The organism is Falsiphaeobacter marinintestinus (genome assembly GCF_007923355.1).
In the GTDB taxonomy this organism is placed as follows: Bacteria; Pseudomonadota; Alphaproteobacteria; order Rhodobacterales; family Rhodobacteraceae; genus Phaeobacter_A; species Phaeobacter_A marinintestinus.
On the sequence record NZ_VOGO01000004.1, the window covers coordinates 317,766 to 335,472 of the forward strand.

The window sequence follows — 17,707 nt, forward strand, 5'->3', positions numbered from 1 at the left end:
CCCTTGTAGGGTCGCGCCATGACGGCACCCAAGCTTACTTTTTCCGACGATCAGGCAACGGCCTTTGACAGCATTTCCGATATGCTGCGGCAGGCCGGTGTCGATCTGGACGACGCCCTGTTAAAGCCACCGCGCGAGGCCGGAATTGGCGTGGCAGCGGTTATCGGCAAGGCCGGTTCTGGCAAAACACTGCTTTTGAGTGAGCTGTACAAAGCGCTGGAAAACGCTGGTGTCGATGTCGTGTCTGGCGACTACGAGGGCAAGAAACGCAAAGATCGTCGGACTTTGGCCATTCTTGCGCCAACCAACAAGGCGGCCAGTGTGCTGCGGTTTCGCGGTGTGCCGGCCACTACGATCCACCGCATTCTGTATACACCTGTCTATGACCCGGAATACGAGCGTATCGCTGAATGGCTGGCCGGAAACGGTGAACGCCCCGAGGTCGAGGGCCTGACCGATCAGGCACTGGACCGGGCCGCGGCGTTCTATGAACAGAACAAATCTATCCCCGGTGCCTTGGCGGCTGCTGGCTTGCGGGGGTCGGATTTCATCACCGGATGGAAGCGCCGGGATGATCCGCTTGATATCGGGTTTGTCGACGAAGCATCGATGTTGGACGACCGCCAGATGGCCGATCTGCAGGAAATCTTTCCCAACCTGGTGCTGTTCGGCGATCCGGCACAGCTTGCACCCGTGAACCAATCCGGTGCTATGGTGTTTGACAGCCTGACCGGACCGCGCAGATTGGAACTGCACAGGATCCACCGTCAGAACGCCGACAATCCGATCCTCGATCTGGCCCATGCGTTGGCCGATCCGCAACTGGAGTTTCAGGACTTCGAGCGTATGATCGAAGACTTTTCCAAGAAGGATGAGCGCGTTGTCTGGGGGCAGCGGGTCGAGGTTGATCTGATGGCGCGCAGTCCGGTTCTGGTCTGGCGCAATGCCACGCGGATTCGGCTGATCAACGCGTTCCGATCAGTCTATGAAGCACCGGAAGACGCGCTTTTGGCAGGCGAACCGCTGATTTGTGACGGCATTGAGTTGCCGTTGAAACACCGCAAGAAACGGCTGGATCTGGAAGCCCGTGGGCTGATCAAGGGCGCTCAGGTCGTGTACCTGGGCGCAGGCAAACGGCAAGGGTTTTCGCGGCTGCACGTCATCGGGGCCGAAGACCCGCAAGTCAGCGCAGCCTCGATCATCAAGATCGAAAAGCCGGACGAAGAAGAACCGTTTATCCCGTTTGCCGCCCGCATGGGCGCGACGTTCCTGCACGGCGCGGCGGTGACAATCCACAAGGCGCAGGGCAGCCAGTGGGATACGGTGCAGGTTTTTGCGCCCGACCTGTTTGTCGCGGCGCGCATGGGGCGGGTGGAAGCCGGTCAACCACTGTGGAAACGGCTGGCCTATGTAGCAATCACGCGGGCGCAGGACCGTTTGATCTGGGTGGTGCGAAACCGACTGTCCAAGCCAAAGGACCAGTTGCGCGTCGATGACCTTAGGGTTCCGGCCGCGCCGTTGACGCTGGAAACCGAAGAGATTTAGCTGTTACGCAGCATCCGGAACGCCGCCGACGCGCCCCACCCGGCGGCGATAGCGATGGCCAGCGACATCAGGCCATACAGCACGGGTTGGTGGCGGGACAGATTGTACAGCCACCGTTCAAGCCCGACTTTGCGCACATCGATGGTGGTTTCATATTCCGACACGACTTCTCCACTGCGGGTCAACAGGATACGGGTCACATAATCGCCCTCGCTGAGATCGGCGGGCATGGCGATTGACGTGCGAAACAGGGTTTGCTGGTCAAACGACACTTTGTTTTCAAGTGTTTGATAGAGCCCAGAGTCACTGCGGATGCGGATCACAGCTTCGGTAAAGCTTTCGCTGTCCGTGATGTTGGACGGGGCCCCGACCGAGCGTATGGCGCGGTTGATCGATACCTTGTGGCGCAGGTCTTCGATGTCACGCAGGGCCTGATCGAAAGGTGCACTGGTTGCCACGGCATAAAAACTGGGCGCGGCATCGACCTCGACCGCATCCGTGTTGACCCAGATGCCCAACCGACGTGCCTTGCGGCGCACGACCACGGGTTCAGACGGGCCTGCCAAGGTGATCACCACCTCAAGCGGTGGGTCGATGATCGGTATTTCACGTTTGACCGCGCCGAAGATCAGGATTTCGGACCCGTCAAAACTGGTGGTGATCGACACGGTGTCACGGGACAGGCCCAATACGACCTCTTCACCCGATGCCATAATTGGCAGGATCAAAAGAAGGGGGGCAAGCCAGCGCAACATGCTTTAGTGCCCTCCTGCTGCGCCAAGCGTAAACAGCTCGGAGGGTTGCAGAAGCAGATCAAGCGCCAGTTTTCCGCAGACCACCAGCACCATCATGGCCAGCAGGATGCGCAACTGTTCGGCCTTTAGCCGCACGCCGATCTGGGTGCCGATTTGTGCACCGATCACGCCGCCGATCAGCAGCAAAACCGCAAGCACGATATCGACGGTATAGTTCGTTGTGGCGTGCAACATCGTGGTGAAGGCTGTCACGAAGATGATCTGGAACAGGGACGTGCCGACAACCACTTTCGTTGGCATCCCAAGAATATAGATCATCGCGGGCACCATGATGAACCCGCCGCCGACCCCCATGATCGCGGCCAGAATACCCACGACAATGCCGACGATGATCGGCGGAATGACCGAAATATAAAGGCCCGAGGTGCGAAACCGCATCTTGAACGGCAGGGCATGGATCCAGCCACGTTGGCGGCGTTTCGGCTTGGCACCTGCACCACCTTTGCGCGACCGGCGCAGGGCATTCAGGCTTTCGATGAACATCAGCGCGCCGACAACACCCAGGAAGACGACATAGCACAGCATGACCAGCAGATCGACCTGGCCAAGCTTTTTGAGATAGTTGAAGACGACAACGCCCAAAGCAGCGCCGATCAGGCCGCCGGCCTGTAAGACCATCCCCATTTTTATGTCGACGGATTTTCGTCGGAAATGCGCGAGGACCCCTGAAAACGACGACGCCACGATCTGGTTCGCTTCGGTTGCGACAGCAACAGCAGGGGGGATGCCGATGAAAAACAGCAGCGGCGTCATCAAAAAGCCACCGCCGACGCCAAACATGCCGGATAAAATGCCCACCAATCCGCCCAACCCGAGAAGCAGGAAGGCGTTGACCGAAACCTCGGCGATTGGAAGATAGATCTGCATATACTTTGTTAAACCGCCCCTTTAGGGAAAAGCAACCATGGACGACGCAGCGCAGCAAATCCGTGCGAAATAATTCACACCTTAAGTGACCTACCGTTCCTTCACATAGGGCTCACCGCCCGCGCGGGGCGGAATTGCCTTGCCGACAAACCCGGCAAGAATCACCACTGTCAGAATGTAAGGCAAGGCATCCATCACCTGCACAGGGATCACGACGCCGCCGAGATCGATATTCTGGTACCTCAGCGCGATGGCTTGCAGAAACCCGAACAGCAGACAGGCCCACATAGCCTGCCAGGGCCGCCATTTGGCAAAGATCAACGCCGCAAGCGCGATAAAGCCGCGCCCGGCGGTCATGTCCTTGACAAAGCCAGCCTGCAGGGCTGTGGCCAGATACGCGCCCGCAATGCCGCACAGGATCCCGCAGATGCCAACCGCAGCGTACCGCAGGCCAACAACCGATACACCGGCGGTATCGACGGCGGCCGGGTTTTCTCCCACGGCACGCAGGCGCAGGCCAAACCGGGTGCGATAAAGCAGCCACCAAGTGCCGGGCACGGCAAGGAAGGCGATGTAAACGAGGATCGAGTGCCCGGACAGAAGCTCAGCATAGATTGGGCCGAAGAACGGAACGCCGCTGAGCGCCTCGGCAAAGGGCAGTTCGATGGGGTTGAACCGGGCATTTCCGGCCAGCGACGGGGTGCGCCCGCCTTGCTGAAACCAGTCTTGCGCGATCAGCACTGTCATCCCGGCGGCAAGGAAGTTGATCGCCACGCCCGAAATCAGCTGATTGCCGCGAAACGTGATCGACGCCAACCCATGCAGCCCGGCCAAAAGCATCGAGGCCCCGATCCCGGCCAGCAGACCCAGCCAGACCGAGCCCGAGACATAGGCGATAGCGGCTGAAAAGAACGCCGCGACCAGCATCTTGCCTTCAAGCCCGATGTCGAAAATCCCGGCGCGCTCAGAATAAAGCCCGGCAAGGCAGGCCAGCAGCAGCGGGGTCGCCAACCGCACGGTGCTGTCGAGCACCTGAATCAGGGTCATGAAATCCATCATGCGTTTCTCCGCCGCAGCGCAAGGAACAGCTTTTCAAGCGGCATCCGGACCATATTATCGAGCGCGCCGGTGAACAGGATCACCAATGCCTGAATCACCACGATCAATTCGCGCGGGATCTTTGTCCAAAGCGCCAGTTCAGCCCCGCCTTGGTACAGGAACCCGAACAGGATGGCGGCCAGGAACACGCCGAACGGATGGTTGCGCCCCATCAGCGCGACAGCGATCCCGATGAACCCCGCGCCCTCGGTCGCGTTCAGAACCAGACGCTCGGCCTCGCCCATCACATTGTTGACGGCCATCATGCCCGCCAGCGCGCCTGAAATCAGCATCGCGATCATGATGATTTTTGTTGGCGATATCCCGGCATAAAGCGCGCCGGTTTCAGAATGGCCGTAAGCGCGGATCTCGTATCCCAACCGGGTCCGCCAGATCAGCGCCCAGACCAGCACGCAGGCACCCAAAGCGATAAGCAGGGTCACATTGGCCGGGGCTGACTTGGAAAACGCGATCCCGAACGGGGCCAGAAGATCGTGCAGGGTCGGCAGATGAACGGCATCGGGAAACTTTGCAGAGGCCGGGTCCATCGACCGGGCTGGCCTGAGAAGATTGACCAGTACGTAATTCAGAACAGCCGCCGCGATGAAGTTGAACATGATGGTCGTGATCACGATATGGCTGCCGCGCTTGGCCTGCAGCCAGGCCGGGATCGCGGCCCAGAGTGCACCGAACACCGCCGCACCAAGTGACGCAAACACCAACGCCAGCGTCCAGTGTGGCCAAGGGATGTAGAGGCACACAAGCGCCACGCCCAGGCCCCCCAGCATCGCCTGACCTTCACCGCCGATGTTGAACATCCGCGCATGAAAGGCGACCGAGACGGCAAGCCCGGTGAACATAAAGTTGGTGGCGTAGTACAGCGTATACCCCCAGCCATAGGTCGACCCCAACGCGCCGTTCACCATCATCTTGACGGCTGCGACGGGGTCCTCTCCGATTGCAAGGATCACAAGCGCCGACAGGATTGCCGCCAGGATCAGGCTGATAAGCGGGATCAGGACGACGTCGGCCCAATGAGGCATCTTGTCCATATCAGGCAGCCTCCCCGGAGACACCGGCCATCAGCAGGCCCAGTTCTTTTTCGGTGGTCGCATCCGGCAAACGTTCGCCCATGATACGCCCGTCGAACATCACCGCGATACGGTCGGACAATGACAAAATCTCTTCCAGTTCGACACTCACCAACAGAACCGCCTTGCCCGCATCGCGCAGGGCGACGATCTGCTTGTGAATGAACTCGATCGCGCCGATATCGACACCGCGCGTTGGTTGACCGATCAGCAGCAGGTCCGGATTGCGCTCGATCTCGCGTGCGACGACGATTTTCTGTTGGTTGCCGCCGCTGAAGTTCTTGGCCGTCAGCCATGAATTGGCGGGGCGTACGTCAAAGCGTTCGATCTTTTCGTCGGCATCCTGACGCAGGGCCGTGTTGTCCATCAACAATTTGCTTTTCTGATAGGCCTGATCGCGGTGATAGCCAAAGGCGACGTTTTCCCAGGCGTAAAACTCCATGATCAGACCTTCGCGCTGGCGGTCTTCTGGCACATGGGCAATGTGGGCTGCACGGCGCGACTGACCATCCGACCCGGGACCCGTCAAAGGAAGCGGCTCACCGTTCAGACGGATGACGCCAACACCGGGCCGCATACCGCCCAGCACTTCAAGCAGTTCGGACTGCCCGTTGCCAGCCACACCAGCGATGCCAAGGATCTCTCCGGCGCGCACGGTCAGGTCGATACCTTTCACGCGCTCGACGCCCTGATCGTCGGTGACGCGCAGGTTTTCGATCTCGAGAACCTTTGCACCGGGGCTCGCCGGAACCTTGTCGACCTGAAGCAGCACCTTGCGACCGACCATCAGTTCGGCCAGTTCTTCGGGGCTGGTGTCGGCGGTTTTCACGGTCGCCGTCATTTCACCACGGCGCATGACGCTGACGGTGTCGGTCGCGTCCATGATCTCGCGCAGCTTGTGAGTAATCAGGATGATGGTTTTGCCCTCATCGCGCAGACGATAGAGGATGCGAAACAGCTGATCGGCTTCGGGCGGCGTCAGCACACCGGTGGGTTCGTCCAGAATCAGAATGTCGGCCTGCCGGTACAGCGCTTTCAGGATCTCGACACGCTGCTGCATCCCGACGCCGATCTCTTCGATCAGCGCGTCGGGGTTGACGTTCAGTTCGTACTCAGTTGCCAGTTCATCAAGAATTTTGGCGGCCTTGCTTAGCGACGGGCGCAACCACGGGCCATCCTCGGCCCCCAGAATGATGTTTTCCAGAACGGTAAAGTTTTCGACCAGTTTGAAATGCTGGAACACCATGCCGATGCCTGCGGCGATGGCCGCCTGGCTGTCAGGGATCTCGGTGTGCTTACCGTTGATCCAGACCTCACCCTTGTCGGCTTTGTAAAACCCGTAAAGGATGCTCATCAGGGTGGATTTACCGGCGCCGTTCTCACCAATGATGCCATGGATCGTGCCGGGGGCGACGCTGATCGAAATGTCTTTGTTGGCCTGAACCGGGCCAAAGGATTTCGATATACCTTTGAGTTCGATGGCGGGTGCGGTCACTCTGTATCTCCCGTACCCGTAAATCCGATCAGCCGGGTAATTTTGGCGTCATTGATATCGGCGAAATACTGACCACGCATCATAAGTGTGTCGCCCTTCAAAAAGTCGACCGTGGCGCGGGCGTGACCGTGGTGTTGCGAAACGGAAACCACCTTGGCGCTGGCGCCCGGCATCATATCGGAAAACTGAGCTATATAGGCCAGATAAGCGTCGCGCCCCTCGACCGGGTCCGCTGCATTCGGGTCGGCATAGTAAAAGTCGGGCCCGATGGCGGCGTCCGTCTTGGAGGCGCGCCCATCGGGCGAAGGGTCACCCCAGGCCGAGAAGAGTGTATGGATGCAATCTGTCATGGCCTGAGGTGTAAGTCTTAAAAGTCGAGGACAGGGCAGCTGTCGTTGGTGTAATACGCAACAACTTCGATATCGCCGTCGATGATCTTCTGACGGGCGTCATTGGCGGCCATCTTCATCTCATCCGAAATCAGGCTTGCGTTGTTGTCGTCCAGCGCCCAACCAACACCTTCTTCGGCCAGACCCAGAACGGTGAACCCGCCGGTTTCCATGTCGGCACCTGCCTTCATCGAGTTGTAAACAGCCACATCAACGCGCTTGAGCATCGAGGTCAGAACCTTGCCCGGGTGCATGTGGTTCTGGTTGCTGTCCACACCGATCGACAGAATGCCTTCGTCGGCGGCTGTCTGCAGAACACCAACGCCGGTCCCACCAGCAGCAGCATAGACAACGTCAGCGCCCTGGCTGATCTGGGCCTTGGTCAGTTCCGACCCCTTGACCGGGTCATTCCATGCAGTCGGTGTTGTGCCGGTCATGTTGGCAACGATGTTGATGTCGGGGTTCACCGCTTTGGCGCCCTGAGCGTATCCGCAGCCAAAGTGACGGATCAGCGGGATGTCCATGCCGCCGATAAAGCCAATGGTACCGGATTTCGATGCCATCGCGGCAAGCATGCCAACAAGGTACGATCCCTGATGTTCCTGGAAGGCGATCAGCTGCACGTTAGCCGGAACTTCGGGCATCCAGCCATCGATATTGACGAATTTCGTGTCAGGATAATCACCCGCGACAGCCTCGACCGGTGTGGCAAAGGCAAAGCCAGTTGTGATCACCGGGTTGGCGCCCGCTTCGGCAAAGCGGCGCAGAGCCTGCTCACGCTGGGCTTCAGACTGCAGCTCGATCTCGCGGAAGCTGCCGCCGGTTTCTTCGGCCCAACGCTGCGCGCCGTTAAAGGCGGCTTCGTTGAACGACTTGTCGAACTTGCCGCCCAAATCGAAGATCAACGCCGGTTCGGCCAAAGCCATGCCAGCGGTCAATGCGAACGACGCAACAGCGCCCATGAGGGATTTCATTAAAGTCATTCGAGTGCTCCCGATTGGTGTTCTGTTTTGGACCGAAGGGGCAGAACCCGTCAGTCAACCGAACTGTTTATGAATTATGCAGCAATTAAGGCCGCAGCCGGGCAGGACGGTCAACCGGTATTTTACCAATTAGTCGGGAATCAGGTCACTTGCCGTGAGGGCAATGGGCAGGCCATGACAATTGCATCAACTGCCGGGCCGTGTTCGCGGCGGTAATACCCCCTCCGCGTCCCGCTGTGTGCGAATCCACATGCTTCGTACAAGGCTATGGCGGCCGTGTTGTCCGTCGCGACTTCCAGAAACGCCTGTTCGGCCCCTTTTGCGTGCGCTTTGGCTTGCCAGTCTCTCATCACGACGCGGGCCAGACCCTGGCGCTGATGGTCGGGATGTGTGGCGATTGTCAGCAGCTCGGCTGTGTCCAGAATGACCCGCACCAAAGCAAACGCGCGGGCATCGCCGACAACAAAGCAGGTGGGGTCGTTCAGGAAGGCCGCGAATTCGGCTTCGGTCCATGGGCGCGAATGGGTAAAGGTAGCGGCGTGCGTCGCCGCCATGTCGTGGGGCGTCATGGATCCAGCAGCACCGGAGGCGTGTCGCTTGACGGCGCCGCGTCTGCAGCGCGCAGATACAGCGGGGCCGGGGCTTCGGGAATCTTGGGCCAGCGGGACAGCGCGACCCGACCGATGGCGGCGGCCAGATCCTGCGGGGTGGGTTGGGGCAACAGCGCCAAACCGGCTTGCGCCGCCGTCGCTTTGGCTTGTTCCAACGGCATCAGGGCGGTTTCGCCTGCAGCATCGCGCAGGTAAACTTGATCGCGCGGGGCCGGGACCGATGCCAAACCCGGACACCTGACAGCCTCGGCGCGGGCATCAAAGCCCGAAACCCCATAGGCAGGCGCGCCAAGTCCCAGTGCAAGACCACGCGCCGCCGAGACCGCAATCCGAATTCCGGTAAAGTTGCCCGGTCCGACGCCAACACCGATCGCATCCAGATCGGACCAGGTCTTTGCGTGATCCTGCAACAGTTCTTCCATCAAGGGCATCAGCCGTTCAGCCTGTCCGCGTGTCATGTCTTCCGCGCGGGTTTCAAGCAACTGGTCGCCCAACATCAATGCCGCTGCGCAATAGGCGGCGGACGTGTCAAATGCCAGGATCAAAGGCGTGTCGGTCACGGCGGTATTTATCCCTGCGATCCGGACTTTGCGTTCAAAGCGTCGCGCGCACTGCCAGTTTGTCGGGGCAGATGATCGTCGATATGAAACCAGCTTAACCGGCGATCATCATGGCTGTGCAATTGCGGCTGCAGGTCATCTGCCTGATCAATTGTGCCAAGCGGGATGTAGATCATGCCCGGAAGATAGTCATAGGTCGCTGCCAGAGGCGAGTGGCAGGTCTGACAATACCAACGGTTCACACCGGGATTGATCGACACCGGCGTACCCCGTTCAGGCGAAAACCGTACGTTTTTTGTTGCGAAAGCTGCAAAAGCGCCCACCGGAGCCCCGGTGCTGCGCCTGCAGTCCTGACAATGACAATAGGTGACAACGCTGGGGCCTTGGGCAGACGAAAACGTCGTCGCACCGCAATAGCAGCGCCCGGTAACCCCAAAATTGCCCCCCGAGTCTGTGTCAGACGGCAACCGGGCGAACCTCGGTTACTTCAGGAATGTAATGGCGCAGAAGGTTCTCGATGCCCATTTTCAGGGTCAGCGTCGAAGATGGGCAACCGGCGCATGCGCCCTGCATGTGCAGGTAAACAACACCGCGTTCAAAGCCGTGGAACGTGATGTCGCCACCATCTTGCGCCACGGCAGGCCGCACGCGGCTGTCCAGCAGTTCCTTGATCTGGCCAACGATTTCGGCTTCTTCGCCGGTGAACTCGGCATGGCCCGAATCTGTGCTCGCGTCGCCTTGCATGACAGGTTGGCCTGACTGGTAATGCTCCATCACGGCACCCAGAATTGCGGGTTTGATGTGATCCCACTCGACGCCTTCGGATTTGGTCACGGTGACGAAATCATTTCCGAAGAACACACCGGTCACGCCGCTGACCGCAAAGATCCGTTCAGCCAGTGGTGATTTCTGGGCTGTCTCTGCGGTGGGGAAATCGGCAGTACCTGCATCCAGCACGGTCTGGCCGGGCAGGAATTTCAAAGTCGCCGGGTTCGGGGTCGATTCAGTCTGGATGAACATCGCGCATCTCCATTGTGTCGCCCTTGGATATGCGGCCCAAAGCCGCCCAAGTCAAGGTTTGGAATGGTTCTAAACTGGAATTTGCGCCGCGTGATCCAGCGCGTCTTCTAGCCGATCATCGCCCCAGAACAGCTCATCACTTGCAACAAAGCTGGGCGCGCCGAAGATTCCCGCCGTCTGCGCGGCCTCGGTTTGTGTGCGCAACGCCTGCTTGATCCGGTCGCTTTTTGCCTGTTCGAACAAAGCTGCATCCAACCCGGTCGCCTCAAGACATTGGTGCAGAACGCCTGGGTCGGAAATATCCTGACCCTTGGCGAATTGCGCAGAATAGACGTTTTGGCAAAACGCGTGCCCTTGCGGGTGATCCAGAGCCGCCAAACTCAGACGAGCCGCCATCAACCCGTTTTGCGGAAAGGGTTCGGGGCGCTGAAACGGCAATTCAAGTTGGGCCGCGCGGCGTTCCATGTCACGCCACATGTACCGGCCCTTGGCGGGATAGATGTTGAACGGGCTGTCCGACCAGCCTTGCGCAGCAAAGATCGGCCCCAGCAGGAAGGGTTTCCACACAACGTCTACGCCTGCCGCATGGGCCATCGGCATGATCCGCATCGCGCTGAGATAGGAATAGGGCGACGCGAATTCGAACCAGAATTCCAAAACACGCGCCATGCCGGTCAGGTGATCGCTTCGAGCTTTTCTTTGCTCATGTCACCGGGAACGATAGTGATCGGGATAGGCAAAGACCCGGCGGATTTAGTCATCTGCGTGACCAGCGGACCGGGGCCTTTCTTGTCGACACCAGCCCCCAGAACCAGCACCCCGATTTCCGGGTCTTCTTTGACCTGAGCGATGATTTCAGGAATTGGATCGCCTTCGCGGATCACCAGTTCGGGGTCGACACCCTGCTTGTCCCGCATCCATTTGGCGAAGACCTCGTAATGCGCATGAATACGTTCGCGGCTTTCTTCCCGCATGATATCGCCAACCCCAATCCAGTGATTGAACTCGTCCGGCGGAATGATCGACAGGATGCATACACCGCCGCCGGTATGGGCGGCGCGCATCGCTGCAAAGCGCATGGCGTTCAGGCATTCGCGGCTGTCGTCCAGAATAACAAGAAACTTGCGCATATGGCATCTCCTTTGGGGCGATCTTGCCGCAGCCTGTGTGGTCTGGCAACAGCAGGGGTCAGGCGGCAGAGGCCGCCCAATCCCAATACATCTCGCGCACGCGGCGAGTCACGGGGCCCGATTGATACTGCGTATCGTCAAACGCGGTAACCGCTGTGACCTTGTTCATGTTTCCAGACATGAACACCTCATCCGCTTCGTCAAAGTCCTTATAGGTCAGCACGGTTTCATGAACCGTCATCCCGTCGGCCCGCATGTTCTGCATATGACGCGCGCGGGTGATCCCGGCCAGGAAGGTTCCGTTGGCAATCGGTGTAAACACCTCGCCGTCGCGCACCATAAAGATGTTGGCGGTGGCGGTTTCGGCGACATTGCCCATTGCATCGGTAACCAGGGCGTTGGCAAAGCCTTTTGAGCGTGCTTCGACCAGCATCCGGGCATTGTTTGGATACAGGCAGCCAGCCTTGGCGTTCACAACGGCGTCTTCCAGAACCGGACGGCGGAATCGCGTCTTGGTCAGCGTTGCTGACGCTGTGGCCGGGGCCAATGGGATCTCTTCGAGACACAGTGCAAAGCCGGTGGTGTCTGCACTGGGTACAATTGCCGTGACATCACCATCGATACCCCAATACATCGGTCGAATGTAAACGGCCGTTCCGCTGTCATAAGCTTTCAGACCCTCCAGCGCGATCTCGACCATGTCTTGCGTCGAAACGGTGGGCGTGACCATCAGCGCTTCGGCTGACCGGTTGGTGCGGGCGCAATGCTTGTCCAGATCAGGGGTCAGGCCATTCACAAAGCGGGCCCCGTCGAACACACCCGATCCCAGCCACGCACCATGGTCTGCGGCGCTCATGATCGGGACGTCACCGTCATGCCATGTGCCGTTGAAATACGTGCGGATGTTTTTGCCGGTTGCCATGCTGACCTCCATCTTGACGGGCGGAGACTAGGAAGAAGGGTACGCAACGTCCAGCGGAACTTTGCCTTTTCTGAGGGCCGGCCAGCGGATGGTAAGCACAACCAGATCAGTCAGAACGACCGAAAATCTGTCACTATTTGTTGATTTGCCCGGAGTGAAAACACGGGCTTAGCGGTTTGCCTTAACCGGTCAAGGACAAATCGGGCGGTAAGGGCAACATCCAGCCGCCAAACTGCTGCGTAGTCCTCTCATGCTCGATCATGAGCGTCACATCAGGAGATCTGACATGCGTAAAACAATCATCGCCACCGCCGTTTCCGCACTCATGGGCTTTGCGTCCGCAACCGCCGCCCTTGCAGGCGGTCATTCCAAAGACATCGTCGACATTGCGGCGGGTGCTGGGTCCTTCAACACGCTGGTTGCAGCCGTCACGGCTGCCGGTTTGGTCGACACTCTGAAAGGCGACGGCCCTTTCACCGTGTTTGCCCCCACGGACGAAGCGTTTGCTAAACTGCCGGAAGGCACGGTTGAAACCTTGCTCAAGCCTGAAAACAAGGATCAACTGGTCGCGATCCTTACCTATCACGTGGTGCCGGGCAAGGTCATGTCGACCGATCTGGTCGATGACATGAAGGCAACCACAGTTCAGGGCGGCATGATTACCATCGATCTGGACAACGGTGTCATGGTCGACGCGGCCAACGTCGTTACCGCCGATATCGAAGCTGAAAACGGCGTTATCCACGTCATCGACGCGGTAATCCTGCCGAAGTAAGAAATTTGGGGCCGGGGCGCGCTGGACGCGCCCCGCTCCGCATCACGTCTCGACCGGTGGGACCATGCCAACAATGTCATAGGTCTTGCGCAGGACAGGGGCCGTGACCTCGCGCGCACGTTGCGCGCCGCGCGACAGGATCTTGTCGATCTCGGACGTGTCGTTCATCAACCGGGCCATCTCGGATGAAATTGGGGCCAGCTTTTCGACCGCAAGTTCCGCCAGCATCGGTTTGAACTCGGAAAACTGTTTGCCCCCGACATCGGCCAGAACCTGATCCACCGACTGTTCGTTCAACGCAGCGTAAATCTCAACCAGATTGCGCGCTTCGGGGCGTTCTTCCAGGCCTTCCGCCTCCGAGGGCAACGCCTCGGGGTCGGTCTTGGCCTTGCGGATTTTCTTGGCGATGGTGTCGGCATCATCCGTCATGTTGATCCGGCTCATGTCCGACACATCCGACTTCGACATCTTCTTTGACCCGTCCCGCAGGCTCATCACCCGCGTGGCGGCGCCTTCGATCACCGGTTCGGTGACCGGAAAGAAATCGACGCCGAAGTCGTTGTTGAACTTGATCGCGATGTCGCGGGTCAGTTCCAGATGTTGTTTCTGGTCTTCGCCCACCGGCACATGCGTCGCGTGATAGACCAGAATGTCGGCTGCCATCAGCGCCGGATAGGCAAACAGGCCCAGCGAGGCATTCTGCTGGTTCTTGCCGGCCTTGTCTTTCCACTGGGTCATCCGCTGCATCCAGCCCATACGGGCGACGCAGTTGAAGATCCACGCCAGTTGCGCGTGCTCCGGCACCTGGCTTTGATTGATCAGGATCGACTTTTCCGGATCAAGCCCGGCGGCGATAAACCCGGCGCACAACTCGCGCGTGGAATGGCGCAGGTCCGCAGGGTTTTGCCAGACGGTGATCGCATGCAGATCGACCATGCAATAGACGGTTTCGACGCCTTTGCCCTGCCAGTCGACAAAGCGCTTCAGCGCCCCCAGATAGTTGCCAAGGTGCAGGTTGCCCGAAGGCTGGATCCCCGAAAACACTCGTGGGGTGAAGGCTGTATCGCTCATCGTGCAAACTCCCGTCTGGAAAATACGGCCTCAGTCGCTTACCGAGGGGGCAGGGTGGCGTCAACCGGCGCCGCACGAATAGAAGCCCAAGGAGGCCGGCACATGAGCAGCGACCCCAACATTCCAGCGGTCAATCCGCTTCCGCCCGTGGTGGCGGCCCTGTTTCTGGTGATCATGGGCATCGAGGTGACGTTTTTCTTGGGCACGCGCGGGTTGATCGGCGGCCCCGAAGCGGTGGGCTGGAGGCTGGACGCGATCAACCGATATGCGTTTTCGAGCGAGATTTTTGCATGGATGCGACAGAATAACGTCTGGCCGACCGAACATCTGATCCGGTTCGTGTCCTACTCGTTCGTTCATGTGTCCTTCACCCAGGCCCTGTTTGCCGGGGTGTTCGTGCTTGCGATGGGCAAAATGGTGGCCGAAGCCTTTGGCAGCATCGCCATGTTGCTGGTCTTCGTGGTGTCTGGCATTGGCGGCGCGCTTGTTTATGGATTGGTGTTGCCCGACGCGACGTGGCTGATCGGGGGGTTCCCGGCCGTCTATGGCCTGATCGGGGCGTTCACGTTCTTGCTGTGGCGGTCGCTGGCGACGGTCGGCGCCAACCAGACGCGGGCGTTTTCGCTGATCGCAATGCTGATGGGAATTCAGTTGCTGTTCGGCTTGCTGTTCGGCGGCAACAACGACTGGGTCGCTGATCTGGCCGGGTTCGCAACCGGATTCGGCTTGTCGTTCTTTCTGGTCCCGGGCGGCTGGGCCGCGATCCGCAACCTCATCCGCCGGGACTGAACAGTGGTTTCAGGCGCAAGAATTTTCGTCGAAAATTCTCAGGCGGCGTTTCACCCTTTTTTCAGCGGGCAAGTGTTGAAGCCAAAGATCTGATAAACCGGGCAGTTGCCCAGTAGACCGGTGATCAGGGGCACAAGACCGACCAGACCCCAAAGGGTCTTTGGCCCGATGAACACAAGTGCCAACAGGATGAGGCCGGCAATGATGCGCAGAGCGCGGTCCAGGGTGCCTTCGTTACGAAGCATGGTGCGAGTCCTTTCGGGGTTGGAACAGGTTCGCGCCAGTTTACCCTGACTGGTTTGGGTGCGTCGGTGACAGTGTCACCGTTCTTCTGCGGCAATCCGTACCAAATCGCCCCGGTTTCGTACGATCAGCCAGCCGCGCCCTTGTTCGATCAACCCCATCCGCGTGAATTCGCGCAATCGGCGGCTGACGAACGCGCGGCCCGATGCGGTTTCGGCCGCGAGGGCTTCGTGTGTGATGGTGATCCGCCCATCTGACGTCTCAAGCCGCAGCAAGGCGCGGGCCAGCCGGGCATCAAAGCCGGTTAGCGCGACGTCTTCGACCAAACGTTCATAGTCAGCAAAACGGCGAGCAACGGCGGACAGGACTTCTGATCGAAATGTTTCATTATGCGCCAGTTCTGCCCTGAACAGCCTGTGGGGCAAAACTTCGGCAATGATCGCGGTTTCGGCCGTGCCCTGCGCCGCATAACTGCGCCCCTCGGTCAGGCAGGCAAAGGTCTGCAGGCAGACATCGCCGGGGCCAACGCGATACAGCACCACTTCGCGCCCGTTCGGGGCGGTCAGGGTCACGCGGATCGTGCCGGACGTCAGCCGCACAAAACCTGGGCATTCCTCACCGGGACGGAACAGGACCGTTCCAGCCGGGCAGGAGAGCGGTTGTGCCGTGTCCATTTCGCTATCTGCTCCCGCGCCGCACGGCTTGTTTGAACTCGGCCAAGCGAAACGCGCCGATCACCTGACCCGCGCCGAAATAGACGACAATGCCGATGGCTACCAAGGCGGCCAGCGCCAGATACCGCACGCCACTGGTGCGCAAGACATCGGCCAAAGCATACTGCGCCGCAAACAGCACCACGCCCATGATCAGAGCCGCTGCCACGATCCGCCAGATCCTGCCCCAGAACCGGGCATCGAACCGGGCGACATCGCCAAAGGCGCGGCCCCCGCGGACCAGCAATGCGACCATGATCCAGCCCGCCAGAGTGGTGGCGACAGCCGGGGCCAACCAGCCAAGCACTGGCGTCAATCCGACGGCGACAAAAGCATTCACCACCATGGCAACAAGCGCATAGCGGAACGGGGAGCGGGTGTCTTCCCTGGCAAAGAACAGTGGTTGCAGGATTTTTTGCAGCACGAAAGACGGCAATCCCAAGCCATAGATCGCTACGGCCTGCGCGATGGCAAGACTGTCGGAATGCACCAGTTGCCCGCGTTCGAACAACACTGACACCAGCGGCACCGGGATCACGATCAGGGCCACGGCAGAGGGGATGGTCAATGCCAGCGACACCTCACCCGCGCGCGAAAACGCGTTGCGCGCGCCGTGATGATCGTCAGCCGCCAGACGGCGCGACAGATCCGGCAGCAAGACGACTCCGATCGCGATGCCGACAACGCCCAGCGGCAATTGATACAGCCGGTCTGCCGCATAGAGCCACCCGACGGCCTTGTCGAAATAGCTGGCAACCTGCTGGCCCACCAGCAAGTTGACCTGCACCACACCACCGGCCAGCGCGGCCGGGACGGCGATGGCCACCAGCCGGGCCATCTCTGGCGTCCAGCGGGGGCGGCGGAGGTACAGTGGAAATCCAGCCCGCTTGGCGGCAAACCACACAAGGGCCAGTTGTGCCACGCCGGCGAGTGGGATCATCCAGATCAACGCCCGCGCCACGTCTTTGCCCATCATAGCGGCAATCGCCATCGCGGTGACCAGAATGACGTTCAGCAAAACAGGTGCAGCGGCGGCGGCGGCAAACCGGCCCGTGGCGTTCAAAACACCCGACAGCAACGCCGCGAGCGAGATGAACAGGATGTAAGGGAAAGCGATGCGCCCGAATTCGACTGACAGATCGAACTGGTCTTGCCCGGCAAACCCGCTGGCCAGACCATAGACCAGCCAAGGCATTGCAACCTGTGCAACCAACGTCAGAACAATCAGGACAGAGGCGAGGCCGGAAAACGCCTGTTCGGCAAATTCACGCGGCGCGTCGTCGCTTTCGAGCTTTTTGGAGAACATCGGCACAAAAGCCATGTTGAACGCGCCTTCGGCGAAGAAGCGGCGGAACATGTTGGGCAGACGAAAGGCCACGACATAGGCCTCGTACAACGGTCCGGTGCCCAGAAAGGCCAGGATCATCGCATCACGGACGAAGCCCAGCACCCGGCTGGCCAGCGTCCAGACGCCCACAGTGAAGAAGCCCGACATCAGGCGGATGGGTTTCATGGGCGTCTGCGGTTCCTTGCTGGCGCGCATCTGGCGCCGTGTTTCTCCTTATGCCCGGCGTTTGCCCCGTCGAAACG

At 59.7% G+C, this 17,707-nt stretch carries 21 protein-coding genes; 3 read left to right on the top strand and 18 right to left on the bottom strand.

Annotated features, from left to right (window positions below; genetic code table 11):
* Positions 1-18: 18 nt before the first annotated feature.
* A complete protein-coding gene (locus FOY56_RS11260) occupies positions 19-1,545 on the top strand; it encodes an ATP-dependent DNA helicase (RefSeq protein WP_146345936.1) in 1,527 nt (508 codons plus the stop codon).
* On the opposite strand, the gene FOY56_RS11265 is transcribed toward FOY56_RS11260, so the two are convergent.
* The 14 genes from FOY56_RS11265 to FOY56_RS11330 all read right to left on the bottom strand — a co-directional run bounded on the left by FOY56_RS11265 (position 1,542) and on the right by FOY56_RS11330 (position 12,526).
* The gene (locus tag FOY56_RS11265; protein ID WP_146345937.1) at positions 1,542-2,300 is read right to left on the bottom strand and encodes a TIGR02186 family protein; all 759 of its coding nucleotides are present in this window, start codon (positions 2,298-2,300) and stop codon (positions 1,542-1,544) included. The genes FOY56_RS11260 and FOY56_RS11265 overlap by 4 nt on opposite strands.
* Before the next feature lie 3 nt (positions 2,301-2,303).
* Positions 2,304-3,227, bottom strand: a complete 924-nt coding sequence (locus tag FOY56_RS11270; RefSeq protein ID WP_146345938.1) for a sulfite exporter TauE/SafE family protein — start codon at positions 3,225-3,227, stop codon at positions 2,304-2,306.
* A gap of 90 nt (positions 3,228-3,317) precedes the next feature.
* Positions 3,318-4,283: an ABC transporter permease gene (locus tag FOY56_RS11275; RefSeq protein ID WP_146346037.1), complete on the bottom strand. Its 966-nt coding sequence runs from the start codon at positions 4,281-4,283 to the stop codon at positions 3,318-3,320.
* Positions 4,283-5,377, bottom strand: coding sequence for an ABC transporter permease (locus tag FOY56_RS11280; protein ID WP_146345939.1), 1,095 nt, complete (start codon positions 5,375-5,377; stop codon positions 4,283-4,285). Before FOY56_RS11280 ends, FOY56_RS11275 begins: the two co-directional genes overlap by 1 nt.
* A gap of 1 nt (position 5,378) precedes the next feature.
* Entirely contained in the window at positions 5,379-6,911 is a 1,533-nt protein-coding gene (locus FOY56_RS11285) for an ABC transporter ATP-binding protein (protein ID WP_146345940.1), read from the bottom strand.
* The gene (locus FOY56_RS11290; RefSeq protein WP_146345941.1) at positions 6,908-7,261 is read right to left on the bottom strand and encodes a nuclear transport factor 2 family protein; all 354 of its coding nucleotides are present in this window, start codon (positions 7,259-7,261) and stop codon (positions 6,908-6,910) included. Before FOY56_RS11290 ends, FOY56_RS11285 begins: the two co-directional genes overlap by 4 nt.
* A 17-nt stretch (positions 7,262-7,278) precedes the next feature.
* Positions 7,279-8,283 (bottom strand): BMP family lipoprotein, encoded by a 1,005-nt coding sequence (locus tag FOY56_RS11295; RefSeq protein WP_146345942.1) that lies wholly within the window; start codon positions 8,281-8,283, stop codon positions 7,279-7,281.
* Between the two features lie 140 nt (positions 8,284-8,423).
* Positions 8,424-8,852 (bottom strand): ribosomal protein S18-alanine N-acetyltransferase, encoded by a 429-nt coding sequence (rimI, locus tag FOY56_RS11300; protein WP_246139463.1) that lies wholly within the window; start codon positions 8,850-8,852, stop codon positions 8,424-8,426.
* A complete protein-coding gene (gene tsaB / locus FOY56_RS11305; RefSeq protein ID WP_146345943.1) occupies positions 8,849-9,454 on the bottom strand; it encodes a tRNA (adenosine(37)-N6)-threonylcarbamoyltransferase complex dimerization subunit type 1 TsaB in 606 nt (201 codons plus the stop codon). The genes rimI and tsaB overlap by 4 nt, the downstream gene beginning before the upstream one ends.
* An 8-nt stretch (positions 9,455-9,462) precedes the next feature.
* Positions 9,463-9,921, bottom strand: coding sequence for a GFA family protein (locus FOY56_RS11310; RefSeq protein ID WP_146345944.1), 459 nt, complete (start codon positions 9,919-9,921; stop codon positions 9,463-9,465).
* Entirely contained in the window at positions 9,911-10,474 is a 564-nt protein-coding gene (locus FOY56_RS11315) for a NifU family protein (protein ID WP_146345945.1), read from the bottom strand. Before FOY56_RS11315 ends, FOY56_RS11310 begins: the two co-directional genes overlap by 11 nt.
* Positions 10,475-10,543: 69 nt before the next feature.
* Positions 10,544-11,143 (bottom strand): 2-hydroxychromene-2-carboxylate isomerase, encoded by a 600-nt coding sequence (locus FOY56_RS11320; RefSeq protein WP_146345946.1) that lies wholly within the window; start codon positions 11,141-11,143, stop codon positions 10,544-10,546.
* A 5-nt stretch (positions 11,144-11,148) separates the two neighbouring features.
* Complete coding sequence (locus tag FOY56_RS11325) at positions 11,149-11,604, bottom strand: universal stress protein (protein ID WP_146345947.1); 456 nt, start codon at positions 11,602-11,604, stop codon at positions 11,149-11,151.
* Between the two features lie 58 nt (positions 11,605-11,662).
* On the bottom strand, positions 11,663-12,526 hold the full coding sequence (locus FOY56_RS11330; protein ID WP_146345948.1) for a branched-chain amino acid aminotransferase: 864 nt from the start codon (positions 12,524-12,526) through the stop codon (positions 11,663-11,665).
* Positions 12,527-12,812: 286 nt separating this feature from the next.
* On the opposite strand from FOY56_RS11330, the gene FOY56_RS11335 reads away from it, so the two are divergent.
* Positions 12,813-13,301, top strand: coding sequence for a fasciclin domain-containing protein (locus tag FOY56_RS11335; RefSeq protein WP_146345949.1), 489 nt, complete (start codon positions 12,813-12,815; stop codon positions 13,299-13,301).
* Between the two features lie 42 nt (positions 13,302-13,343).
* Here FOY56_RS11335 and trpS read toward each other — a convergent pair whose 3' ends face one another.
* On the bottom strand, positions 13,344-14,372 hold the full coding sequence (gene trpS, locus FOY56_RS11340; RefSeq protein ID WP_146345950.1) for a tryptophan--tRNA ligase: 1,029 nt from the start codon (positions 14,370-14,372) through the stop codon (positions 13,344-13,346).
* A gap of 102 nt (positions 14,373-14,474) precedes the next feature.
* On the opposite strand from trpS, the gene FOY56_RS11345 reads away from it, so the two are divergent.
* Entirely contained in the window at positions 14,475-15,161 is a 687-nt protein-coding gene (locus tag FOY56_RS11345) for a rhomboid family intramembrane serine protease (protein ID WP_146345951.1), read from the top strand.
* Positions 15,162-15,211: 50 nt separating this feature from the next.
* Here the strand turns inward: FOY56_RS11345 and FOY56_RS11350 are convergent, their stop codons facing one another.
* The 3 genes from FOY56_RS11350 to murJ form a co-directional block, all read right to left on the bottom strand.
* Positions 15,212-15,406 (bottom strand): YgaP family membrane protein, encoded by a 195-nt coding sequence (locus FOY56_RS11350; protein WP_146345952.1) that lies wholly within the window; start codon positions 15,404-15,406, stop codon positions 15,212-15,214.
* A 75-nt stretch (positions 15,407-15,481) separates the two neighbouring features.
* Positions 15,482-16,078 (bottom strand): Crp/Fnr family transcriptional regulator, encoded by a 597-nt coding sequence (locus FOY56_RS11355; protein WP_146345953.1) that lies wholly within the window; start codon positions 16,076-16,078, stop codon positions 15,482-15,484.
* A gap of 4 nt (positions 16,079-16,082) precedes the next feature.
* A complete protein-coding gene (gene murJ / locus FOY56_RS11360) occupies positions 16,083-17,630 on the bottom strand; it encodes a murein biosynthesis integral membrane protein MurJ (protein WP_146345954.1) in 1,548 nt (515 codons plus the stop codon).
* Positions 17,631-17,707 lie beyond the last annotated feature (77 nt).